The following is a 22,613-nucleotide window of genomic DNA, read 5'->3' on the forward strand; positions in this document are numbered from 1 at the left end:
GTTTCCGGGGTGGGGTTCCAGAGGCCGTCGGTAGCGGTGTAGTTCCAGGCGGGGCCGCTTCCTACCAGGGTGGCGATCGCATCGATCAGGCGGTCCACGTCGGCGAAGGTGGTGCCGAGGCCGATGCTGGCGCGTAGCGCCCCGGCCAAACCGAGGCGGGTGAGCAGCGGGTGGGCGCAGAAGCGTCCGTCCCGCACGCCGATGCCGTGTTCGGCGGACAGATAGGCCGCGACGTGGCCGGGGGCGTAATCGTCGAGCGTGAAGGCGACGATGCCGACGGAATCGGGGCTGTCGGTCCAGATGCGCAGCAGTTCGACGCCGGGAAGCGCGGCCAAGCCGTCGCGCAGGCGGTCGGCGAGCCGGTGTTCGTGCGTGGCAAGGGTTTCCGCGTCGATCGCACAGAGCGCGTCACAGGCTGCGGCCAGCGCGGCGGCGCCGAGCACGTTCGGCGACCCGGCTTCGTGCCGCTGCGGGGCGGGCGCCCACTCGGCCCCGTCGGTACGCACCTCGCGCACTGCCCCGCCGCCCGCCAGATAGGGCTGCGCCGCGTCGAGCCAATCCCGCCTGCCCACCAGCACACCCGCGCCGAACGGCGCGTACAGCTTGTGCCCGGAGAACGCGAGATAGTCGATCCCGCTGTCCCGCAAGCTGATCCGCCGATGCGGCGCCAACTGGGCCGCGTCCACCAGGATGCGGGCGCCGCACTGGTGGGCGATGGTGGCCAGCCGCTCCAGCGGAAGCACCTCCCCCGTCACGTTCGACGCGCCGGTCACCGCGAGCAATGCGGCGGGCCTGCTGCACAGTTCGGCGACCAGCCTGCCGACGGTCTCCTCGACCGTGTCGGCGGCAGCGACGACCCGGCGGCCCCGCCTATTCCACGGCAGGAAGTTCGCATGGTGTTCGATGTCGAGCACCACGGTGTCGCCGGGAACGCAGGCCGCGAGCAAGTTCAGCGAGTCGGTGGTGTTGCGGGTGAAGACCACCACCTGGTCGTCGGCGGCGTCGAGGAACCGGGAGACCGACCCGCGGGCGGCCTCGTAGCACTCGGTGGAGATCCGCGAGGCATAGCCCGCGCCGCGGTGCACGCTCGCGTAGTACGGCAGCAACTGCTGCACGCGGTCGGTCACCTGCGTCAACGCAGGCGCGCTAGCCGCGTAGTCGAAGTTGGCGTAGGTCGCCGTTCCGCCCTGCACCAGCGGCACGCGCAGTTCGTCACCCGAGACCCGGGCGAGTGCGGCACAGAAATTGTCGACAGCAGTAATCGTCACGTGAAATCCCGTCGGCTCGAGGACCCGTGATCGCATGATTCATCGAGTCCGCGCTTGCCGCGCCCGGTCGGGCGGCGGCCGGGTCGTCACCCGGAGCACCCCACCGCGGAGGAGGGTTGCCGGCCAGCAAGCCGGGGCTTGACGCTGGCACTCATGACCTGACCCGAGAGTGGCAGAAGCGCCCCGGCACTGTCAACCACGTCGGACTCGAGCCGCCACGAGCACCGCGTGGACCTAACCACCACACGGGAGCCATTACAAGCACCCCCACGACAACACGCGAGCCGCGCCTACCTGGGGCTTTCGTAGGCCCTCAGCAGCTGCCCCGCCCTCCTCCGCGATTCGAGCTCTCGGACGAGCCGATCCCACGGGCCTCGGCCGAGCCGGAACAGGCAGCGCCGCGCGCCGTGACGTTCCCGGCGTCGGCACCATCGCGTCGAGGGTGCGGACCACTTCGATGAGCCGAATCACATCTCTGCGCCAGCGATCACCCGGCGAACGCCGCGGACAGCCCAGCGACCAGCGTCTTACCCTCCCGAAGCGGCGAATATCGATTCCACCTGCAACAACGCGCACGGCGCCGACCGATCGGGCAGGCAGTCCGGTGAACAACAAGCGACGATATCCCCGGGTACCGTGGACAGCTGGCCATAGCGGTGTTTGCCCTCTGGTAACCCAGCTATGGCACAACAACAGGAAAGTGTGAGGCAGGCCGATGGGAGGTGCGCAGAGCACCATGCTCGAGACAGACGTCGACGCACCGGCGCGCCCGTTGTCGCGCGGTGACCGCGCGCCCGAGGCCAGGACCCTCGTGGACATCCTGACCGCCACGGCGCTCGCCCATCCCGACGCCCCCGCCATCGATGACGGCCAGCTGGTGCTGTCCTACCTGGAATTGGTCGTCGAGGTCGAGAAGACCATGGCCCGGCTCGCCACCGCGGGCGTGCGGCCGGGCGACCGGGTGGGCGTGCGCATGCCGTCGGGCACCCGCGGGCTCTACGTGACCATCCTCGCCGTCCTGTACTCCGGCGCCGCTTACGTGCCGGTGGACGCCGACGACCCGGACGAGCGCGCCCAGCTGGTGTTCGGGGAGGCGCAGGTCACCGCGATCGTGACCGCCGATGGCATCGAGACCACCGCCGCGGGCATCCGCGCCGCGGAGCAGCAGCGCGAGCGAACCTGGTCGACGCTGCCCGGCCCCGGTGACGACGCCTGGATCATCTTCACCTCCGGTTCCACCGGCACCCCGAAAGGCGTTGCCGTCACCCACCGCAACGCCGCCGCGTTCGTCGACGCCGAAGCCGACCTGTTCCTGCGCGACGCCCCGATCGGCCCCGGCGACCGGGTGCTCGCTGGTCTGTCGGTCGCCTTCGACGCGTCCTGCGAGGAGATGTGGCTGGCCTGGCGCAACGGCGCCTGCCTGGTGCCCGCCCCGCGGGAGCTGGTGCGCACCGGCGCCGATCTCGGTCCCTGGCTGGTGCGGCGGGAGATCAGCGTGGTCTCGACCGTACCGACGCTGGCGGCGACCTGGCCGGTGGAGGCGCTGGAGGCGGTGCGCCTGCTCATCTTCGGTGGCGAGGCCGTCCCGCCGGAACTCGCCGAACGGGTAGTAGGCAACGGCGATTCGGCTCGCGAGGTGTGGAACACCTACGGCCCCACCGAAGCCACGGTCGTCGCGTGCGCCGCGCGCTTGGACGGCCAGTGGCCGATCCGCATCGGACTGCCGCTCAACGGCTGGGATCTGGTCGTGGTGGATCAGGCGGGCAACCCGGTGGCCGAGGGGGAATCCGGCGAATTGGTGATCGGCGGCGTCGGTTTGGCCCGCTATCTCGACCCGGTCAAGGACGCCGAGAAGTACGCGCCGCTGGCCTCCGTCGGCTGGGAGCGCGCGTACCGCAGCGGCGACCTGGTCCGCAACGACAGCGCCGGACTGGTCTTCCTCGGCCGCGCCGACGATCAGATCAAATTGGGCGGGCGGCGTATCGAGCTCGGCGAGATCGATAACGCCCTCCAGCATCTTCCCGGTGTCACCGGCGCCGCGGCGGCCATCCGGACCACCAAGGCGGGCAACAAGCTCCTGGTCGGCTATCTGACCGGCCCGGGGCCGGACTTCGACGCCAAGGCCGCGCGCGCCATCCTCACCGAACGACTTCCGGCTCCGCTGGTGCCCAGACTCGCCGTCGTCGGGGAGCTACCCACCCGCACGTCCGGCAAGGTCGACCGCGACGCGCTGCCCTGGCCGCTGCCCAATGCCGCCGAGGACGACGACGACAACGACCTGACCGGCACCGCGCAATGGGTCGCCGGACTCTGGGACGCCATTCTCGGCGCGGAGGTCGGCGATCTCGACGCGGACTTCTTCGACCTCGGCGGCGGCTCGCTCGCGGCGGCGCAGTTGGTCACGGCGCTGCGCGAACGCTATCCGCAGATCGCCGTCGCCGATGTCTACGACCACCCCCGCCTCGGCGCGCTGGCCGACCTGCTGGAGCGGACCACGCCCGCCGTGGCCGTCGCCGAGCGGACGGTGCGCCCGACACCACGGCTCGCGCAGGTGGCGCAGGTGCTCGCCACCATCCCGCTCACCACCCTCACCGGACTGCAGTGGCTCACCTGGCTGGCGATCGTCGGCAACATCGCCGCCTGGTCCGGTTCGCTGCCCTGGCTACCGCAGCTGTCGTGGTGGTGGACGCTCACCGCGTTCCTGCTGTTCATCTCCCCGCCGGGCCGCATGGCGATCTGCGTGGGCGGGGCGCGGCTGCTGCTGCGCGGCATCGGGCCCGGCCGCTACCCGCGCGGCGGCTCGGTGCATCTACGCCTGTGGGCCGCCGTCCGCCTCTCCGAGGCCAGCGGCGCCGAGAACCTCTCCGGAGCGCCGTGGATGGTGCCGTTCGCCCGCGCGCTGGGCGCGAAGATCGGCGAGGGCGTCGATCTGCACAGCCTCCCCCCGGTGACCGGCATGCTCGAACTCGGCGACGGGTGCAGCGTAGAGCCGGAGGTCGACCTGTCCGGTTACTGGATCGACGGCGACGTGGTGCACCTCGGCCCGATCACCGTCGGCCCCGGCGCGGTGGTCGGCTCGCGCTCGATCTTGCTGCCCGGCACGAAGATCGGCAAGAACGCCGAGGTCGCGCCGGGTTCGGCGGTAGCGGGCAAGGTGAAGGCCGAACAGGAGTGGGCCGGTTCGCCCGCGGTGAAGGTCGGCAAGGCCCAGCACCGCTGGCCTGCGCACACGCCACGGCGCGCCCGGCACTGGGTCGGCATCTTCGGGATCACGTCGATGGCGCTGGCCGCCATGCCGATTCTCGGAATCGGCGCCGGTGGCGCGTTCCTCGCCTGGTTCATTCGCGACACTCGCACGCTCGCCGACGGCGCGGTGCGCGCGTTCGCCGTCCTTCCCCTCGCGACATTGCTCAGCCTGGGCGTCTACGCCGCGGCGACCATCGTCGCGGTCCGGTTGCTGAGCATCGGACTGACCGAGGGCTACCACCCGGTGCGCAGCCGCGTCGGCTGGCAGGCCTGGGCGACCGAGCGGCTGATGGACTCCGCGCGCACCTTCCTGTTCCCGCTGTACGCCAGCCTGCTCACCCCGCTGTGGCTGCGCTTGCTCGGCGCGAAGGTGGGCAAGAGCGTCGAGGCGTCCACGGTGCTGCTGCTGCCGAAGTTCACCACCGTCGCCGACGGGGCGTTCCTGGCCGACGACACCATGATCGCCGGTTACGAACTCGGCGGCGGCTGGCTGCGCATCGGCGAGGCCAAGGTCGGCAAACGCGCTTTCCTCGGCAACTCCGGGATGACCGCGCCCGGTCGCCGGGTCCCGAAGAACGGGCTGGTCGCGGTGCTGTCGGCGGCGCCGTCGAAGGCGAAGGCCGGCTCGTCCTGGCTGGGCAGCCCGCCGGTCCGGCTGCGCCGCGCCGCGGAGAGCGCCGACACCGCGCGCACCTTCGACCCGCCCGCACGCCTGCGCGTCGCCCGCGGCGTCGTCGAAACCTGCCGCTTGCTCCCGGTCCTGGTGACCTTCGCGATCGGCCTCGGGGTGCTGTTCACCCTGGCCTGGCTCGCGCGGACCTTCGGCCACCTGGCCGCCGGGGTGCTCAGCGGGCTGGTGCTGCTCGCGGCGGGCGCCGTCGCGGGAGCCAGCGCGGTGGCCGCCAAATGGTTGCTGGTAGGGCGCATCCGCGTCGGGGAGCACCCGCTGTGGAGTTCGTTCGTCTGGCGCAACGAGGTCTCCGACACCTTCGTGGAAACGGTTGCCGCTCCGTGGTTCGCGCGCGCGGCGACCGGGACGCCCGTCCTGAATCTGTGGCTTCGCGGTCTCGGCGCCCACATCGGCCGCGGGGTATGGTGCGAGTCCTACTGGCTACCGGAGGCGGACCTGGTGACTCTCGGCGACGGCGCGACCGTGGAACGCGGCTGTGTGGTGCAGACCCACCTGTTCCACGATCGGATCATGGCCATGGACACCGTCACCATCGGCGCGGGCGCCACCCTCGGCCCGCACTGCGTGGCGTTGCCCGCCTCCGCACTCGGCGACGGCGCGACCATCGGCCCGGCCTCGCTGGTCATGCGCGGGGACACGGTGCCCGCCTCGACGCGCTGGTGGGGCAACCCGATCGCGCCCTGGTTCACGGGCGATCCCGGGACGCGCTGATGGCGGGCAAGTTCTACGAAGCCCCCATCGACGACTACCTCCCGCAGAACGGCAACCGGGGGTACCGCGTTTCCCGGTACGAGCTCGAGCTGTCCTACCGGGTGGCCGCCAACCGGCTCGCCGGCCGCGCCGTGATCACCGCGGTGACCACCGAGGTGCGGCCGCGGTTCGCGCTCGACCTCTCGCAGGCGTTGAGCGTGTCGAAGGTGTCGGTGAACGGTGCTAAGGCCGCGAAGTTCACCCACCAGCACGGCAAGCTGGTGATCACGCCGAACCAGCGGATTCCGGCGGGCGGCGTGCTCGCACTCGTGGTGCAGTACGGCGGCGCCCCGAAGCCGGTGCGCGGGCCCTGGGGCGAAGTGGGCTGGGAGGAACTCACCGAAGGGGCGCTCGTGGCCAGCCAGCCCAATGGCGCGGCGTCCTGGTTCCCCTGTGACGACCACCCGAGTTCCAAGGCGAGCTACCGGATCTCGATCACCACCGATTCGCCGTACTACGCGGTGGCCAACGGGACCTTGCTGCGCAAGCAGACCAAGGCCAGTCAGACCACGTGGGTGTACGAGCAGCCCGAACCGATGTCGAGCTACCTGGCGACCATCCAGATCGGCCACTATTCCAAGCACCGGGTCGGCGCTTCGCACTCCCTGGTGCCGATGCACGCCGTCCTGCCATCGCGACTGCGGGCCAGTTTCGACTACGACTTCGCTCGTCAGCCGAGGATGCTGGAGGTCTTCACCGAGAAGTTCGGCCCGTACCCGTTCGAGGACTACACCGTGGTCGTCACCGACGACGAACTGGAGATCCCGATCGAGGCGCAGGGCATCTCCATATTCGGAGCCAACCACTGCGACGGCCGCCGGGGCGCCGAGCGGCTGGTCGCCCACGAACTGGCGCACCAATGGTTCGGCAACAGCCTCACCATCCGGCAGTGGCGTGACATCTGGCTGCACGAAGGTTTCGCCTGTTACGCCGAGTGGATCTGGTCGGAGGCGGCGGGCGGACCCACCACCGATCAGCTGGCCCGCGCCGCGCGGCACAACCTCTCCCGCGAACCCCAGGACATCGTCATCGGCGATCCGGGACCGCTGCGCATGTTCGACGACCGCGTCTACAAACGCGGTGCCCTTACCCTGCATGCCCTGCGCCTGGAACTCGGCGACTCGCCGTTCTTCGATCTGCTCCGCGAGTGGACCATCCGCTACCGCCACTCGTCGGTGACCACCGAGGAATTCACCGACCTGGCGGGGCACTACAGCCTGGTGCCGCTGCGATCCCTGTGGGACAGCTGGCTGCGCGCCGAACGACTACCGCAGCTGCCGCCCTACGGCGGCGCCTCGACCGCCTGATCAGAACACGAGATAGCGCGCCGCCAGTTCCTCGACGAGCGGATCGTCCTCCGGGACGTTGGCCAGCGCGTCCAGATCGGTTTCCACGGCGATCTGCCGGGGGTCGTCGGGTTCGGTGTCCCGCGGATCTTCGACGAGCTGGCGCAGCAACTTCTGCCGCACCCTGGTCTTCAGCGAATCGTTCATACTTTCGGATGCCCTCATCCCGGATTGTTACACCGGTGTGAACAAAGTTCCCCACGGCGTATTGCGCAGCACCGTGTAGATCGCCAGCAAGGCGAAGAAAGTCCACATCGTGGTGCGGCTTATCGACGGCAGCCGCATCTTCTGACCACGCCATGCCCGCACGGTCCAGTCCGTCACCCACACCGCGAACGCCAGGACCAGCGGAAGCGCGAGCAAGTTGCTGTGCAGGGCATCGATGATCTGCCCGTCGGTGAGGTTGTGCACGGCCCGCATGCCGCCGCAGCCGGGGCAGTACCAGCCGGTCAGCGCGTAGACCGGGCAGGTGCCGTAGGAACCTTCGATGTGCGGATCACGCAGGTGCAGCAGCACGCCGACACCTATTCCGGCTCCCGCCACGAGCAGGGGCAGCGCGACGCCGCGGCGACCCGCCCTCGGCTCGGAACCCGGGTCCGTCACGGGGCCGGGAGCAGTGTGCGCTATATCCACGAGTCAACCGTAACCGTGCCGCGATCGCGGACGCCACCGCAGCGCAGCGCTACGTCGGCTGCGCGAACCGGAGCACGTTTCCGGACGGGTCCACCAGCTCGAAACCCGGCCCGCCCGGACCGTCCTCGGGGCGGCCGGGGTCGGCATAGCGGTAGCTCTTGGCGGTCAGCTCGGCATGCCAGGCGAACACGTCGCCGACCGCGATCCACACGACGCTGCCCGGCGTGCCGTCGCCATGGTGCTCGCTGAGATGCAGCGTCGCCTCGGCCCTGGAGAACTGCGCGTAGAGCGGGAACTCCGGGCCGAACCGATGTTCCCAATCGACGGTGAAGCCCAGGTAATCCCGGTAGAACTCGTAGGCCCGCGCGACGTCGAACATGCGCAGCACGGGGACCGGCGGGGCGAAGCGGATGGCGGTCATGCCGCGATCCTGGCATCGAACTCCGACAAGCCCGAGTCAGCGCGTCCGAACGTTCAGTCCGAAATGATCTTTTGCGGTAGCGATTCCGGGGGTACTCCCCGATATAGACCAGGAATACCGTCGTATGGCGCTAGCACTAGCAAGCACCCTGCTTGCACTGTACGGTGACGGTGGACACAAAGGAGTGCTCGATGCTGGTGAAGTCGATGAGGACGCTGGCCGACGCGTACGATGGCGCGCTGACCGCCGAATACCGTGCCGGACTGCGGTCCCGCACCTTCAAGACCGCGTCATTGAACGCCCCCACCGCCCGCCACGCGGTCATCCCCGTCACCACCAAGGACGGCGCCCGCCTGCGAGTACACGCGTACGGTCCAGCCGAGGGCGATGTCATCGTGCTGATCCACGGCTGGAGCTGCAGCATCGAATACTGGAATCCGCAGATCAACGCGTTCGCCGACCGGTACCGCGTGGTCTGTTACGACCAGCGCGGCCACGGCGCCAGCGAATGCGGCAAGTCGCTGCCCAGCAAGGAATCGCTGGCCGACGATCTGTCGGTGGTCCTGAACGCGACACTGCGTCCCGGACAGCGCGCCGTACTGGTCGGCCACAGCATGGGCGGCATCACGGTGCAGGCGTGGGCCGCGCGCTATCCGGAGCAGGTCCGCAAGCAGGCCGCCGCTGCCGTGCTGTTGAACAGTTCCTCGGGCAACATCCGCTACGACACAGATCTGCTTCCGCTGCTGAACAAGCCGCTGACCCTGGCGGACCGTCCGATCACCGTGCTCGGCGCCACCGTGCGCATGCCGATGATCGTCGCGGAGACCCTGCTCACCGCCCCCGTCCCGCTGCCGGGCGGCTGGCCGGTCAGCGCATTGCTCAAGGCGCGCGTGATGACCCCGCACGCGACCGCCGACCAGGTGGAGTTCGCGCTCGGCATCGTGCGATCGTGCCGGCCGCTCACCCGTGGCAGGCACGCCGCGGCGCTGGCCGACATGGATCTCGCCGAAGCCGCCGCGTCCCTCACCGTGCCCACCACGGTGATCGCGGGCGCGCACGACCGCTTGCTGCCCGAGCGCATGTCGCGCCGCATCGCCGACGCCCTCGCCGAGACCGGCCACTTGGCCGCCTACCACGTATGGCCCACCGGCCACCTGGGCAATATCGAAGCCGCCGACCGCTTCAACGCGGAATTGGCCGCTATCGCCGAGCGCGCCCATCTGCGCTCCGCAGTCGCCGGCTGACCCCGGAGGACGTTCTCCTGGGCCGGTCAACGGTGCTCGGTCCAGGAGCAACCGTCTCCCGCGACATCGCCGGGCTCGACGGCGCGACGCCCGTGGTCGGCCCATGACCGACGCACAGGTCGACTACGACCAAACACCTCGCGCGCCGCGTGGCTCCGCCCTTCCCTGACGTGCCCGCAGTCGTGTCGCGGGACCGCCTACTTCGCATTCGACCCGTTTGCCCGTCAAATACTCCTTTGGACGCCCATCAAGGAAATCAGCACGCCGACCAGTCGTATCCAGCGGTGATAGCTCGGTTTCCCGCCGCTCAGCTCCACATTTCACCGGAACCGTTAACACACAGCGAACTAAAGTCGACACTCAGACAGACAAGTTCTGGTTCCGGCGAAGGGAGCAGCGGTGAATGTCTGTCGTGGTGTGGCGGTCCTGGCTCTGGCCATAGGCGCACTTGCCGTGACCACCCCGTCCGCCTCCGCGCTACCCCTCGGCGTCCCCCCGGCGCGAACCCTGTGCGGCGGCGGCGGTGCGGGTATCGGCATGATCGCCGCCCAATACGACCCCGACCGCAACTACGCCGACAACGCGACGCTCTGGCTCCGTCCGGAGTTCGTCTTCACCCCCGACCGGCCGGGCGGTTCCTGCGGCGCGGAGGTCACGGTGTCGTGGCGGAACTCCGACACCGGCGAGCTGGGCACTCTGCCCGCGATGTGGCTCGATGACCGAACACCGGCCGAGGAACATGTCGCGGATGTCTGGGTGCCGGTTCGCATACCCTCCGGTCTCGGCCGGGTGGAAGTCCTGATCGCGACCAACTTCCCGCACGTTCCCGGGAAGGGAGTCTTCGTCGTCACGTAGTCCGGTGTAGCGGAATGTTCTGCCCGGTCCGCTACCTCGCCGCTGCCTAGTCGATCTTCGAGCAGCCCGCAGGACCACCGGCGGGACTGCGACGTCCCCGCGCGGGAATGAAAGCGCCCACCAGACAGTCGAACAGCACATGAGACTCGACGACGCCGCACGCGCACTCATCGGTTCCGGCGCGGACGCGACCCTAGTGACCATCAACCCGGACGGCAGCCCACAGGTATCGGTCGTCTGGGTGGCTTTGCAATCGACGCCGGACGGCGATGAGCTCGTCACCGCCCACCTGGGCGTCTACCAGAAGATCCGCAATGTCCGCCGCGACCCACGCGTCGCGGTGACCATCCTGTCCCAGGAACGAGGCGAGGTGATGCGCCCGTACCTGTCGGTCACCGGCACCGCCCGCGTTGTGGAGGGCGGCGCACCCGAACTACTCCGCGAACTCGCCAAGACTCTGGCCAGCCCAGATGCCCAGTTCCCCCCAGCGGACGCGCCGCCCGGGTATCTCACCCGCATCCGCATCGAGAAGGTCGGCGGCATCGGCCCCTGGGCCTCCTGAGCTGGCGAACCGTCTGCGCGAAACTGCCTACACCGTCAGCGTGAGGGCTTCCCGCCCGGTGCCGGTCCATCGCAGTCCGGCCGCTGTGGCCATCGCACGATCGAGGAGATTACGGGTGTCGATCAGGATCGGATGCCGCATCGCCGCGGCGATCCCGCGCCAGTCCAGCGATCGGTATTGCGGCCAGTCGGTCAGCAGCAGCACAGCCGAGGCATTGTCCGCCACCCGGTGCGGGTCGTCGGTCACCGCTATACCGGCGAGTTCCGGATAGTCGGCGCGTGGGTGCAACACCGGATCGTGCGCGACCACCTCGGCGCCCTCCCGCTGCAGCAGGCGGGCGATGTCGACCGATGGCGAGCAACGCAGGTCGTCGGTGCCGGCCTTGAAGGTCAGCCCGAGCACGCCGAGACGGACTCCGCGGAGGGAGCCGTGGGAATCACCGGTGACCGCCGACCGTACCTTGCTCACTATGCGACCGGCTTGCTGCTGGTTGGTCTGTATGGTCGCGCCGATCAGCGGCGCGGGCAGGCCGACAGTCGTCACGAGATGGTGCAGCGCTTCGGCGTCCTTGGGCAAGCAGGGTCCGCCCCAGCCCGGACCGGGTGACATGAAACCGGGGCCGATGCGCGGATCGTGCCCCATCGCTGTCGTGACATCGACGATGTCGGCCCCCACGCGTTCACACAGCTCGGCGAGGGTGTTCACGTAGGAAAGTTTCATCGCGAGGAAGCAGTTCGCGGCGTGTTTGGCCAGTTCGGCGCTGGCGGCGTCGGTGAGCACCATCGCCGCGTCGAGGTCGGCGTAGAGCGCGGCGACGCGTCCAGCCGCGTGCGCGTCATCGGCGCCGATCACGATGCGGTGGGGATTGAAAAAATCGGCGACCGTACTGCCTTCGCGCAGGAATTCGGGATTGCTCACCACCTCGACGCCGTCGCCGAGGATGCCCGCCAGCCGGCGCGCCGATCCGGCCGGGACGGTCGATTTCACCACCACCGTGCTGCCCGCGGTCAGCACGTTCCTGACCTGTTCGGCGACGGTTTCGATGGCGCTGAGATCAGCGGCGCCGTCGGGGCAGGCCGGGGTGGGTAGGCACAGGAAGAGGAATTCCACTCCGCCGCCATCGGATACGGCGTCGATGAGGTCCGCGGTGAATCTGAGCCGCCCCGTCGCCAGCTCTTCGGCCACCAAGTCGGCCAGTCGCGGCTCGGCGATGTCGACCATCCCGCGCGACAACCGTGCGACCTTGCCCGCATCGATATCGGCGCACGCGACAGTGTGGCCGAGATGCGCCAGGCACACCGCAGTGGTCAGTCCGACATATCCGGCGCCGATCACCCCTAGTCGCCTCGACGTGGTCAGCATGACGGCATCCATCGTTGGTCCCTGGCCACCTCGGCCACCTCCAGTTCGTGGGACATTTCCGCGGCAGCTGCCACACAGCGCCAGGGAGTCGACGTAGTAGGTTGTTGCAGAAGCACATTCGACCCCGATGTCATCGCTGGGCGGGATCGGGACGATCGGCGGCCCAGCGGTTCGACCGCACAAGCCGGTGTCATTGCGCGTTTCGAATGCCCGGCGAGAGCGCTCTCGCCGGACACCCGTTATCTCTTCCGACCGATTACGCCGGAAGCTTTTCCACGACGGTCGAGGTCGGGAGCTTCTGCCCGACGCTGAAGGTCGGGACCGGGACCTTCTGCCCAACGCTCATGGTCGGGAGCTTCTGCTCCACGCTCGAGGTCGGGAGCTTCTCGACCACGCCAAGGGTGATACCCATGGCCTCGTCGACGCTGTCCGCCAGCTTCTCGATGACCTCGGCATCGATCTCCTCGAAGACGATCTCCATCACTGCGCTCATTACTACATTCACCCCCTTTCCTGGTATCGAATGCAATTACCGCCGTCACGGCGAACCAAGTGCGCCTCGAGGGCGCGGGAGTTCGAACGTGACGGACGATCGAGGAGGGCATCACCCAGCCATGGACAAATGTGATCTCAGCGAATCACCCAAGCCGCCGGGACCGCCGATCACGGGCGAGTCCGGTGCATAGGTCAGTTTCATCACCAGCTGCTCCGCGCTGCTCGATATCTCGAGACTGACGCCCTCATTGACAAATCTGAGGTTCGGCTCGTACACATCGCTTCGGACCGCGACCCGATCGCAGTCGCGCGCCTCTACGTGTTCTTCTTCGACGGTGTAATTGATTCCCACATCGTTTCGCCAATCGACACCCCGATGCTCCGCTGCCGTCCTCGCGACCTCCGTTATGACCAGTGGTGAGACGTATCGATGGGCGAGAACATCCGCCATTTCGCGCCTGATCTGAGCGCCCATTTCCCGTGTATCCGGCGAGCGCCGGATGACGAACGGAAGCGCGGTAGCAAACATTCCGATCGTCTCGTGTTCGTCCGGCTCTCTCGTATCCACCGGCATATGGACCTTGATCGCATCCTGCGGGGCTAGGCCGAAAAGCGCTTTCGCGTACGCGGTGAGTATCCACTGGAATTCGGTGGAGCGGCTCCGCAAAGCCATCCTGCGCAACTCGGCCAGGGCACCACCGCTGATGACAATGCTCTCGTCGCTCCGATGGTCTCCCTGCTCGCCGGGATCTGCGAGGAACCGTGGCGGGATGGACTTCGCCTTGGACCGCCAGAACGCGGCAGCGCCTTCGGCGGAAGCCTCGGCGCGCCGACGCGCCGACGCCAGGAAAGATCGGTCCGCACACCCCCGCTCCGGTCCGGCTCCGGATCGGGAGTCGTAGTGCTTCCACAGCTCGGAATGAAATATCTCCCGACCACGCGCATCCATCGCGAGATGCGAGAAAACGCCTACGAACACGAACAACGACTCCGAGTATTTCAGCAGGAACATCCGGAAAGGATAGGAATCCGTCAGATTCCACGGTTTCCCGAACTCTATTATCACCAGCGATCTGACATACCTGTCGAACTGCGCTCTAGAGGTGGCTCGAACAGAGCGGCAGGCCACCAGATCGGACCCCGTGGGGACGGGGCGGCGCCACTGCTCCGGACGCCCGTCGTAGTCGCCGGTGACGAGTCCGATGCGGAGCGCATCATGATTCTTCACCACATTACTCAATGCATCCACGAAAGCCGCCACATCCAAATCACCCTCCAGTTCGTATTGAACCGAGAGCGAAGCGTGCACATTCGGATGATCGGTCAACTGTTTCCAGTGACACCATTGGCTGAACGTCAGTGGAGCCTGATTCACACGACTATTTTCGCCGTTCCGTCGTGTCACGTCCAGCTGTTCAAATAGGCGCTGACCGAATTCCCCTACCAACGCGTGCGGCAGAAAGCCGATCACCAGCGTTCGGGAGCAACGGCCTGAAAGGCGGACTCGATCAACCCACCGGTTCGACGGAGGCACGCGTCAGGCGTTCTATGGCACGAACCGCCCGGAGTGCCGCGAGTCCATCACCGAAAATCTGTCTCGGCCGAGCCATCTCCCGATAGAGCACGGGATCATCGACCAGCAGCCGGCGTACTTCTCGCTCGATGCGTTCCCGGTCGCAGCCGACGAGAATCGCGGCTCCGGCGTCCACCGCCTCGGTGCGCTCGGTTCGGTCGCGAAGAACCAGGACGGGCGTCCCCAAGCCGGGAGCCTCTTCCTGCAGGCCGCCGCTGTCGGTGAGCACCAGATCGACCCGGCCGAGGGTATGAGCCATTTCCCGGTAGGTCAGCGGCTCGGTCAGCAGCACGCCGGGTAGATCGCCGAGCTCTTCCTCGAAGGGCGCGCGGGCGGCCGGATTCGGATGCAGCACAACGATGAAACGTAACCGTTCGGGTCGACGGGCCAGATTGCGGATGGCGAGCGCCACGCGACGGGAGCCCGCACCCCAGGATTCCCGGCGATGCATCGTCACGAGCACCGTGCGATCCGCACCGTCCAGCCACTGCGCCATGCGCCGATTCCGGTAGGCCACCGGAGTCCGGCGAATCTGGAACAGGGCGTCTATGACGGTATTTCCGATCAGGTCGATGTCCTCGCCCGGTATGCCCTCGTGGACCAGGTTGTCCACGCATTTCTGGGTGGGCGCCAGATGCAATCGAGCCAGCTTGCTGATGAGCCGGCGGTTGACCTCTTCCGGAAAGGGGGACGAGGGGTCCACGGTGCGCAGGCCGGCCTCGAGATGGACGACCGGCACCTGCTCGTAGAACCCGGCCAGGGCTCCGGCCAGCGCACTGCCGGTATCTCCCTGCACGACCACCGCATCCGGCCGTTCGCCTGCGATCACCGGAGGAAGTGCGGCGAGCACTTGCGAGACGAACCCACTCAGGCTCGGGCTGCGCGGCCCGATCCCCAGTTCATGATGCAGATCGAGTTCGAAGTCGGCGGCCATGGCGCGCACCATCTCGGGCTGTTGCCCGGTCGCCACGATCACCGGGTTCAGCCCACCGGCCTCGGCCTCGGCCGCGAGCGGAGCCAGCTTCACCAGTTCCGGTCGCGTACCGACGACGAGCATCAGCTTTTTCACAGCGGGCCGTTCGGTGTGCCGGGGACACTCGTCCGCTCGGCGGGGTCGGACAGTTCACCCATCCTGGCGCGGATCTTCGAGTAGTCGACCGCCTGATAATGGCCATTACGACCCGCGCAGTGCTGCAGCAGCGGCCGCGCCGCGCCCTCCCCGACAACCCGGGAGAGCCCGAGTTCGGCCAGGCCGCGAAGGACCGCGAACCAGCCCAGTTCGGGGCAGTCACGCAACAGCTTGCGATGGGACTTCCACACCCGGCGCAACGGCAACGATCCGGTGATCGTCTCCTTGGCGAGTCCTTTGTAGCAGTACGCCGCAGGTACGAAGGAGAATTTGGTTTCGTCCCCTGCCATGGCGCGCACGATTCGGCACGTGACGCCCAGATCCTCACCGGTCTCCAGCACCGGATCGTATAAGCCCTCGGGGGGCCAGATCGACGTGAGCAGATCCGCACGCATCGCCGTCGCGTGATGGGCCACGGCGTACACGTCGCGCCCCGGCAAGCCGGACAAGGTTCTGTGATCGAGTCTGGGGCCGTACTCGTAGGCGGTGCGCGCCTCTTGGTCGAAGAACGTCAGCGTCGCCATGATCACCTCGCGTAGGCCGCCGCCGGCCAACTGCTCGGCGACAATCGTGTCCGAGGTCAGGAAATCGTCCGCGTCCAGGCGAAAGATCCAGGTGTGCTCCGGGTTCTCGACGAGCCGGAGCGCTTCGGCGATTCCCTCGTTCAGCGGCCGCGACGGTGACGCGACCTCCGCTGGACCGCGGCGCAACGAGACCACGACGAGTTCGGGATGCGCCCGCGCCAGTTCGTCCGCCAGTACCGCGGTGCCGTCGGAGGAACCGTGGTCGACAAGCACGACCCGGATGGTGACCCCCTGCTGGCGCAACGCGGAGATCACACAGCGGCGCAGTGTCGCCGCCCGGTTGTAGGCCGGGATGACGAATACGGCGGTCGGCCCTGGCCGCATCAGCTCTCCTCTTTCGACAGATCAGGAGTGATGACGCGGCTCGTGACGCCGTCTCTGAGTGCACGGGTGGCACGCAGGTCACGGGTCGTGGTGCAGCGGCGCAGCCAGCGATCGGTGCCGTCGAACCTCGGCTGGAAGGGCCGCCGTCCGTGCACCGTCCGGTAGTTGTCGAGCACCAGCACGTCTCCGGCGTCCAGAACCACATCGATCGCGTTCGCTCGCAGCTGTGCGCAGAGTCCGCTGAACGCGGCGGCGGCGCGCGCGTCACCCCGCCGTGCCCGCATATACGGCATGTCCACCCGGAGATACGGTGAATCCGCTGCGCCGAACAGTGCCGGCCGGACTCGGCCGGATTCCTCGTCTCCGATGAGATAGCGCGGTTCGAACAGCACTTCCACGTCGAGCGAACGCCAGTCGACGGCGTCCGCGGCGGCAACGATCGTGGGCACGCGATCCGGGTTCCGCAGGCAGCCCAGCGCCAGACCGTCGCAGCGGTCGTCGTACAGCGCCTCCTCCACGTGCAGATCGAGCTCGGCCTCGCTACCGAGACCGGTTTGCGCCGTCACCTCGCCCGCCATCGGCAGAACGTCGTTGACCAGCTCGCCGCCCTGCCACACCGACCACGCCACCGGGTCGCCGAGCTGCGCCGCCACCAGTAGCAGCCACAGATCGTGTCGCAAGGTATCCAGCCCCGCTCCCCAGTGCGCCGGGGTCGGACCCGGGTCGACTCCGGATAGCGCGCCACGCACCACGAATCCACCGACGGACTCTTCATATCTCATGCTCAGAAGCTGCTCGTGCAGGGCGGCGGGCAGCCGGTGGCCCCAGCCGGTCACCGCGCGGAGCAACCGAGGGTCGTCCACCCGGCCGAATGCGACAGCTAGTTCGTCCACGAGACGAGCGACGCTGTCCGCTTCCGCCGTGGAGAGCCGCACCTCGCCGAGCACCGTCCCGCTCCGGCCGGACACCTCGCTCGTCATCTTCCCTGCCTTTCCGCCGTCATGGCTGCTACTCGCCCGACCAGCCGCTGGTAGTCGAGCTTCCCGTTGCTCCGCCGCGGCAGGTCGGTCGCGCAGTGCAACGAGATGGCGGCAGGCGGCAGACCGAGACGGTCGAGCAACTCCCGGCGCACCGCCTCCAACGCCGGACCGTACTCGGCCGTCACGAACACATGCGCCTGTTCCTCGGCATCGCCGACCGCGGCCGCTGGTACGAGTTCCGCGAACGCTCCCTCGACCGAATCGAGGCTGATTCGGCGGCCGTTCGGCTTGATGAACCGGGCCATGCGCCCGGTCAGGTGGATGTAGCCGTCCATCTCGTGGCCGACGTCGCCGGTGTGGATGGTGCCCCGCATCTGATCCGGGGCCGCGAGATCGGCGCGGCCGTCGCAGTAGCCGAGCATCGAGCTCGGCCCGTGGTACAGCAGTTGGCCCTCCGCGTCGAAACTCACCCGCGAACCGGGCAGCACCCGACCGACCGAGTCGGGGTGCGCGAGAAAATCCTCGGCGCGCAGAATGCTGATTCGCGCCGTTGCCTCGGTCTGGCCGTACATCTTGACGAAGCCCGCTCCGATGCGCGCACACCGTTGATGCATGCGTTCCGCGAGACTCCGTGCGATCGGCCCCCCGGCGCAGGTTATGGTTCGCAACGATCGAACGCGCTGCCACGGCACCGATTTCCGGTCCAGCCACTCGAAATGAGTTGGCACGCCGTTGAACACGTGGCATCCCGCAGTGTCGAAGCGATTCCAGAAGCCGCCGCCGGTCGCCGGTGCGGAGGTGAGCAGGACACTCCCACCGGCGGACAGATGACTGTGCAGGATCGACAGCCCGTACGAGTAGTAGAGCGGCAGCGACGTCGCGCCGCGGGACGTGGAATCGAACTCCAAGGTCTCTCGAATCCCCCGAGCGTTGGCGGCTATGGCACCGGCGGAAAGGCGTACTCCCCGCCCGCCACTGACCGAACCCGACGTCAACAGCAGCAGGCTGGTATCGGTGCCGATCGGCAAGGTGGACGGCTGGGGCGCACGTGCCACGACGACATCCGCTGCCACCGTGAACGACTCCAACCGATAGCCGAGGGGCTCGGCAACCGCGGCCATCGTGCCGATCGGCCCCACCAGGAATTCCGGTGCGTAACGCCGCACCAGCTCGCGCATGCGCTCGGGAACACCAGCCGCGCCGAACCACGCGACCGCATGTCCGTCGTACAGCGCCGCGAGGTGGGCTACCACGGTCCCGAGTTCCCGGTCACCGACCATTCCGACGAGGCGACGCTGCCCACCGGCCAATCGGCTCGCGAACGCGTCTACCAGCGTGCGGAGCTCACGATGCGTCACGACAGCGCCGTCCTCGGTCACCACCGCGGGCGTGTCGCGGGCGCGCAGCATGATCGGGTCCACGGCTTGTTACTCCGCCGCCCCCGCGCCATGGGACGCGCGGTCGAGGGTTATCCGCTCGGCCACGGAGCGCACGGTCGCGTCGAGCAGTTCGTCGAGGCGCAGCGTCAGACCGAAGCGTTGCTCGATCTCGGACACGATGCGGATCGCCGCGAGCGAGTCTCCGCCGAGGTCGAGAAAGTCGTCGAATACGCTGATCGGGGCCGCATCCAGCACCTTCGACCACAGCGCGGCAAGTTCCGTCTCCAGCTCGTCGGCGGGAGTGTGGAACCACACGGAGTCGCCCGTCTCCAGCGCGGCACGAGTGATCTCGGCCAGGTCCGCCGAGCCTTCGCGGCGCGGAATCCGGTCGAGCGTCAACACCCCGACCGACGCGGCCTCGGCGTCGTCCAGATCTCGCCACAGGTGCTGACGCAACATCGGACGGGTAACGAAGCCGCTGACGGCGGCGACGGCGAGGATGCGCTCCGAGTCGGCGACGCGGACCGGGAATGCGGTCGCTTCGTCGACGTCCGGATGTGCTGCCAGCGCGGAGGTGATGCGTCGGATGTCCGTCATGTGCGACTCTCCAGAGAAGATCGGGCGGATGCCGCAGTGCGAATCAATTTCCCTGCGGCATTGCGGGGCAGTTCCGCGACGACGCGGTAGGACCGAGGGCGCTTGTACTCGGGCAGTTGCTCGCGGCAGTGTCGTTTGAGAGCTGCCGTGTCGATGTGGCATCCGGCGCGTAGCACGACATCCGCGGCCAGGCGAACGCCGTAGACCTCGTCCTCCACCGCGCGGACGACCGCATCCGCGACGGCGGCGTGGCGCAGCAGCGCGGCCTCGACTTCGCCCAGGTAGACGTTCTCGCCACCCACGATCACCACGTCGTCGCCGCGCCCCTGCAGAAAGAGATACCCCTCCGAATCGAGGTACCCGTGATCGCCGACCGAACGGAATCCGCCGGCCCGGGCCGTGGCACCGGGTCCTGCGACCTTGCCGACGGTCCGCATCCACACCTCGCCCACCTCACCAGGCGGTAGTGCACGGCCATTCGGGTCCGCGATGCGAATTCGGGTGAGAAAGCCGCGCCCGACCGTTCCCGGGCGCGCCAGCCACTCCGATCCATCGCACAGCGTGGTGCCGATTCCCTCTGTCGCGCCGTACATTTCGAAGACGCGATCCGGTCCGAGCGCGTCGATCCAGGCGAGCTTGGTCCGGTGCGGGCACGGCGCCGAAGTGTGCAGGATCGCCCGCAGCGAATCCACCGAATGTTCGCCGAGCAATGGCTCGGCCATCGCCATGTGCACGGGGGTGAGCTGGATCCATTCGACGCCGAACCGGCCGATCAATTCGAAGGGCAGCTCGGGGTAGTACCCGTTCGCGACGATCAGCGTGTTCCCGCTCAGCACCCCATCGAGGAAGCTGGTGAACGGAGCCGCATGATGCAGCGGGCCCAGGACGAGCTGAACTTGTCCCGGGTGCCACCCGGCTCGCTGCAGTGGCAGCGGCGCGCCGCGTGCCGGGTTCCATCGCGGTGGCTCCGGGCCGAGGATCGGTTTCGGCACTCCGGTGGTGCCGCCGGTCAACAGGACCCAGCCGCCCCGGAGCCGTTCAGGCGGCACGGCGGGTTCGGTGCAGGCATCCAGCAGATCCGTCAGCGCTATGCCGTCGCCGAACGCGGTGCGCACGGCGTCGACGTAGCGACTCCGCTCCGCGGCGGGAACCGTCGCGTTCACCGGGGCGACGAGCAGTCCCGCACGCAAGGCGCCGAGCAGCAGGACGATGTCCGGGAGGGTGCTGCTGACCGCCTGCCAGACGGGAATGCCGTCCTCGGCCGCGGCGAGTCTCGCCGCAACGTGCGCAGTCTGCCGATCCAGCGCGGCCCAAGTGGATCGCTGGATGTCACCGGTGTGCGCGTCGACCGCGACCACCGCCGTGCGTTCGGGGTACCGTTCGGCCAGCTCGCTCATCCGCTGGTCGAGAGACAGCGTTGGCGCGGCGCTTGCGGCGACGGTCATGGCAAGCTCCGCCCGGCCGATGCCGAGGTTCCGTGCGTCTTGCGGACTCTTTCCATCAGGTCGATCCAGGTACCGAAATCGTGCTCCCGCCGTGTCTCGTCGGCCGCGGCGTCGTCGGCCTCCCGGAGACTCAGCGCGGCGGAGGCCAGCGGTTCGGCCAGAAACGCCTCGATCTCGGCGTCCGACATCCGGGCGGGCTGCTCGGCGAATGCCGCGGTCGGCGGGGGTGCGACCAGATAGTTCTCCGCCGTCGCCTCCAGATATCGCTGCGCGTCCACGTGCAGGGCGATGATGTCCGCGACCCGGTCGCCGAACAGGTCTCGCACGTAATCCGCGGCGTGCTTCGGATGGCCGAGCTCATCTCCCGGCACGAGGAGCAGGCCGATGTCGTGCAGCAGCCCCGCGAGCTGGAGTTCGCTGTCTTCTGGGTACCGCGCGGTCAGCAGCTCGGCACACTGCACACCGTGGGTCACCAGCACGGCGGGAACGTCGCCCGCCATCGGCTCCTCTACGCCGCTGAATCGATCGAGCAGCACTGCGATGTCCTCGATCGACGCGGCCGGCCGCACCCCAGCGCTCATCCGAACTCCTTGGCCAGCGCTCGATGAATCCCCTCGGTGGCCGCCTCGTCCAAGTCGAGACCGAACCCGACTACGACCGAGCGGTCGAGGATGTCGCGGCTGGCCGGGAGAGCGTCGGCGCCTTGCACGAGCTGATCGGTGAGGGGGTTTCGTCCGGGATGAGCGGCACCACGCCGCTCGTGCAGCATCGTCCACTCGAAGAAGGAATGCCCGAAAGCATTGGTGGGCATCGCATATGCCTTCTCGTCGGCCAGCAGCTCGCGCACAGCGGCGACCGCGTCGGCGTTCTCCAAGCGGTAGCCCACGTGGGTGCCACACGATCCAGCGGAGTCGTGCTCGGGAATGCGGGTGAGGCCGGGCAAGTCGGCGAGTGCTCCGGCCAGCAGGTCCCGGCGGGCACGCAGTCGCTCCAGGATGCTGTCGAGGCGTATCAGCTGCGCGCGCAGGATCGCAGCCGACACCTCGTTCATCCGGTAGCCGCCGAGCCCGCCGAATACGGGACGGCCGAAGGCGAGCCCATCGTGGACACAGGAGGCGTCGTGTTCGATGAACGCGCGCTCGTAGCGGTCCCGGTCATCGGTGACCAGCATGCCGCCCTCACCTGCGGTGATGATCTTCGCCTGGTTGAAGCTGAATGCGCCTGCCGCGCCGAAGGTTCCGAGCCTGCGGCCCCGGAACGAGCCGCCGATCGCCTGGCAGGCGTCCTCGAGCACGGCCAGATCGTGCGCGGCCGCGAGCTCGCTGATCCCGGCCATGTCCGAGGCGAACCCATTCATGTGCACCGGCATCAGCACGCGGGTGCGCGGCGTGATCCGAGCCGCGGCGTCCGCCACGTCCATGGTCAGGCTCTCGTCGATCTCGCAGACCACCGGCACCGCACCGACCGCGAGCACCGCGATCACATCGGCTACGAATCCGTACGCCGGGATGATCACTTCGTCGCCGGGGCCCACGCCGAGGGCCGACAGGCCGCAGATGAGCGCGGACGTACCGCTGGAGGTGGCCAGGCCGTGCTCGGCCCCGATCGTCGCCGCGAATTCGGCCTCGAAGGAACTCGTCTCCTCGGCCTCGTCCATGTAGCGAAACAATCGCTGCGAGGTGAGTACGCGGGTCGCTGCCGCGACCTCCGCGTCACCGAACTCGTACAT

The 22,613-nt window shown here is 68.3% G+C and carries 20 protein-coding genes and 1 riboswitch; of the genes, 5 read left to right on the forward strand and 15 right to left on the reverse strand.

Features of this window, described 5'->3' with window-relative positions:
- Positions 1-1,262: aminotransferase class V-fold PLP-dependent enzyme (locus HOV91_RS24680; RefSeq protein ID WP_312884757.1), on the reverse strand; the 1,262-nt coding region annotated here is incomplete at its 3' end.
- 51 nt (positions 1,263-1,313) lie between these two features.
- Positions 1,314-1,427: riboswitch (SAM riboswitch) on the reverse strand.
- Positions 1,428-2,004: 577 nt separating this feature from the next.
- Here HOV91_RS24680 and HOV91_RS24685 point away from each other — a divergent pair.
- Positions 2,005-5,916 (forward strand): Pls/PosA family non-ribosomal peptide synthetase, encoded by a 3,912-nt coding sequence (locus HOV91_RS24685; protein ID WP_217441113.1) that lies wholly within the window; start codon positions 2,005-2,007, stop codon positions 5,914-5,916.
- Positions 5,916-7,262, forward strand: coding sequence for a M1 family metallopeptidase (locus HOV91_RS24690; RefSeq protein ID WP_174187786.1), 1,347 nt, complete (start codon positions 5,916-5,918; stop codon positions 7,260-7,262). The genes HOV91_RS24685 and HOV91_RS24690 overlap by 1 nt, the downstream gene beginning before the upstream one ends.
- Here HOV91_RS24690 and HOV91_RS24695 read toward each other — a convergent pair whose 3' ends face one another.
- From HOV91_RS24695 to HOV91_RS24705, 3 genes are read right to left on the reverse strand one after another with little or no spacing between them, the layout of a single operon-like run.
- Complete coding sequence (locus HOV91_RS24695; RefSeq protein WP_174187787.1) at positions 7,263-7,448, reverse strand: hypothetical protein; 186 nt, start codon at positions 7,446-7,448, stop codon at positions 7,263-7,265.
- A gap of 27 nt (positions 7,449-7,475) precedes the next feature.
- Positions 7,476-7,934 (reverse strand): DUF2752 domain-containing protein, encoded by a 459-nt coding sequence (locus tag HOV91_RS40025; protein ID WP_174187788.1) that lies wholly within the window; start codon positions 7,932-7,934, stop codon positions 7,476-7,478.
- A 49-nt stretch (positions 7,935-7,983) separates the two neighbouring features.
- Positions 7,984-8,355: a glyoxalase superfamily protein gene (locus HOV91_RS24705; RefSeq protein ID WP_174187789.1), complete on the reverse strand. Its 372-nt coding sequence runs from the start codon at positions 8,353-8,355 to the stop codon at positions 7,984-7,986.
- 191 nt (positions 8,356-8,546) lie between these two features.
- On the opposite strand from HOV91_RS24705, the gene HOV91_RS24710 reads away from it, so the two are divergent.
- The 3 genes from HOV91_RS24710 to HOV91_RS24720 all read left to right on the forward strand — a co-directional run bounded on the left by HOV91_RS24710 (position 8,547) and on the right by HOV91_RS24720 (position 11,016).
- On the forward strand, positions 8,547-9,599 hold the full coding sequence (locus HOV91_RS24710) for an alpha/beta fold hydrolase (RefSeq protein WP_174187790.1): 1,053 nt from the start codon (positions 8,547-8,549) through the stop codon (positions 9,597-9,599).
- 453 nt (positions 9,600-10,052) lie between these two features.
- Positions 10,053-10,454 carry a hypothetical protein gene (locus tag HOV91_RS24715; protein WP_174187791.1) on the forward strand — a complete coding sequence of 134 codons (402 nt, stop codon included), beginning with the start codon at positions 10,053-10,055 and terminating at the stop codon, positions 10,452-10,454.
- Positions 10,455-10,593: 139 nt separating this feature from the next.
- Complete coding sequence (locus HOV91_RS24720; RefSeq protein ID WP_174187792.1) at positions 10,594-11,016, forward strand: PPOX class F420-dependent oxidoreductase; 423 nt, start codon at positions 10,594-10,596, stop codon at positions 11,014-11,016.
- 27 nt (positions 11,017-11,043) lie between these two features.
- On the opposite strand, the gene HOV91_RS24725 is transcribed toward HOV91_RS24720, so the two are convergent.
- From HOV91_RS24725 to HOV91_RS24775, 11 genes are all read right to left on the reverse strand, one after another.
- The gene (locus tag HOV91_RS24725; protein WP_174187793.1) at positions 11,044-12,378 is read right to left on the reverse strand and encodes a UDP-glucose dehydrogenase family protein; all 1,335 of its coding nucleotides are present in this window, start codon (positions 12,376-12,378) and stop codon (positions 11,044-11,046) included.
- 256 nt (positions 12,379-12,634) lie between these two features.
- Positions 12,635-12,871: a hypothetical protein gene (locus HOV91_RS24730; protein ID WP_174187794.1), complete on the reverse strand. Its 237-nt coding sequence runs from the start codon at positions 12,869-12,871 to the stop codon at positions 12,635-12,637.
- Between the two features lie 111 nt (positions 12,872-12,982).
- Complete coding sequence (locus tag HOV91_RS24735) at positions 12,983-14,344, reverse strand: condensation domain-containing protein (protein ID WP_174187795.1); 1,362 nt, start codon at positions 14,342-14,344, stop codon at positions 12,983-12,985.
- Positions 14,345-14,381: 37 nt separating this feature from the next.
- Complete coding sequence (gene wecB / locus HOV91_RS24740) at positions 14,382-15,503, reverse strand: non-hydrolyzing UDP-N-acetylglucosamine 2-epimerase (protein WP_174187796.1); 1,122 nt, start codon at positions 15,501-15,503, stop codon at positions 14,382-14,384.
- Between the two features lie 8 nt (positions 15,504-15,511).
- Entirely contained in the window at positions 15,512-16,483 is a 972-nt protein-coding gene (locus tag HOV91_RS24745; RefSeq protein WP_174187797.1) for a glycosyltransferase family 2 protein, read from the reverse strand.
- Positions 16,483-17,463 (reverse strand): TauD/TfdA family dioxygenase, encoded by a 981-nt coding sequence (locus HOV91_RS24750; RefSeq protein WP_174187798.1) that lies wholly within the window; start codon positions 17,461-17,463, stop codon positions 16,483-16,485. The genes HOV91_RS24745 and HOV91_RS24750 overlap by 1 nt, the downstream gene beginning before the upstream one ends.
- Positions 17,460-18,884, reverse strand: a complete 1,425-nt coding sequence (locus tag HOV91_RS24755) for an AMP-binding protein (protein WP_174187799.1) — start codon at positions 18,882-18,884, stop codon at positions 17,460-17,462. Before HOV91_RS24755 ends, HOV91_RS24750 begins: the two co-directional genes overlap by 4 nt.
- Positions 18,885-18,890: 6 nt before the next feature.
- Positions 18,891-19,439, reverse strand: a complete 549-nt coding sequence (locus HOV91_RS24760; protein ID WP_174187800.1) for a phosphopantetheine-binding protein — start codon at positions 19,437-19,439, stop codon at positions 18,891-18,893.
- Positions 19,436-20,884, reverse strand: a complete 1,449-nt coding sequence (locus tag HOV91_RS24765; RefSeq protein ID WP_174187801.1) for an AMP-binding protein — start codon at positions 20,882-20,884, stop codon at positions 19,436-19,438. The genes HOV91_RS24760 and HOV91_RS24765 overlap by 4 nt, the downstream gene beginning before the upstream one ends.
- Positions 20,881-21,465, reverse strand: a complete 585-nt coding sequence (locus HOV91_RS24770) for an HD domain-containing protein (protein ID WP_174187802.1) — start codon at positions 21,463-21,465, stop codon at positions 20,881-20,883. Before HOV91_RS24770 ends, HOV91_RS24765 begins: the two co-directional genes overlap by 4 nt.
- Positions 21,462-22,613 (reverse strand): DegT/DnrJ/EryC1/StrS family aminotransferase, encoded by a 1,152-nt coding sequence (locus HOV91_RS24775; RefSeq protein WP_174187803.1) that lies wholly within the window; start codon positions 22,611-22,613, stop codon positions 21,462-21,464. Before HOV91_RS24775 ends, HOV91_RS24770 begins: the two co-directional genes overlap by 4 nt.

The organism is Nocardia barduliensis (assembly GCF_013315795.1).
Lineage (GTDB): Bacteria > Actinomycetota > Actinomycetes > Mycobacteriales > Mycobacteriaceae > Nocardia > Nocardia barduliensis.

Excerpts from the sequence above, each read along its gene's own strand:
- HOV91_RS24710 (WP_174187790.1), top strand. The coding sequence starts at position 8,547 with ATGCTGGTGAAGTCGATGAGGACGCTGGCCGACGCGTACGATGGCGCG.
- HOV91_RS24750 (WP_174187798.1), bottom strand. The coding sequence starts at position 17,463 with ATGACGAGCGAGGTGTCCGGCCGGAGCGGGACGGTGCTCGGCGAGGTG.
- HOV91_RS24685 (WP_217441113.1), top strand. The coding sequence starts at position 2,005 with ATGCTCGAGACAGACGTCGACGCACCGGCGCGCCCGTTGTCGCGCGGT.
- HOV91_RS24775 (WP_174187803.1), bottom strand. The coding sequence starts at position 22,613 with ATGTACGAGTTCGGTGACGCGGAGGTCGCGGCAGCGACCCGCGTACTC.
- HOV91_RS24760 (WP_174187800.1), bottom strand. The coding sequence starts at position 19,439 with ATGACGGACATCCGACGCATCACCTCCGCGCTGGCAGCACATCCGGAC.
- HOV91_RS24725 (WP_174187793.1), bottom strand. The coding sequence starts at position 12,378 with ATGCTGACCACGTCGAGGCGACTAGGGGTGATCGGCGCCGGATATGTC.
- HOV91_RS24720 (WP_174187792.1), top strand. The coding sequence starts at position 10,594 with ATGAGACTCGACGACGCCGCACGCGCACTCATCGGTTCCGGCGCGGAC.
- HOV91_RS24730 (WP_174187794.1), bottom strand. The coding sequence starts at position 12,871 with ATGAGCGCAGTGATGGAGATCGTCTTCGAGGAGATCGATGCCGAGGTC.
- HOV91_RS24770 (WP_174187802.1), bottom strand. The coding sequence starts at position 21,465 with ATGAGCGCTGGGGTGCGGCCGGCCGCGTCGATCGAGGACATCGCAGTG.
- HOV91_RS24745 (WP_174187797.1), bottom strand. The coding sequence starts at position 16,483 with ATGCGGCCAGGGCCGACCGCCGTATTCGTCATCCCGGCCTACAACCGG.
- wecB (WP_174187796.1), bottom strand. The coding sequence starts at position 15,503 with ATGCTCGTCGTCGGTACGCGACCGGAACTGGTGAAGCTGGCTCCGCTC.
- HOV91_RS24765 (WP_174187801.1), bottom strand. The coding sequence starts at position 20,884 with ATGACCGTCGCCGCAAGCGCCGCGCCAACGCTGTCTCTCGACCAGCGG.
- HOV91_RS24690 (WP_174187786.1), top strand. The coding sequence starts at position 5,916 with ATGGCGGGCAAGTTCTACGAAGCCCCCATCGACGACTACCTCCCGCAG.
- HOV91_RS24705 (WP_174187789.1), bottom strand. The coding sequence starts at position 8,355 with ATGACCGCCATCCGCTTCGCCCCGCCGGTCCCCGTGCTGCGCATGTTC.
- HOV91_RS24695 (WP_174187787.1), bottom strand. The coding sequence starts at position 7,448 with ATGAACGATTCGCTGAAGACCAGGGTGCGGCAGAAGTTGCTGCGCCAG.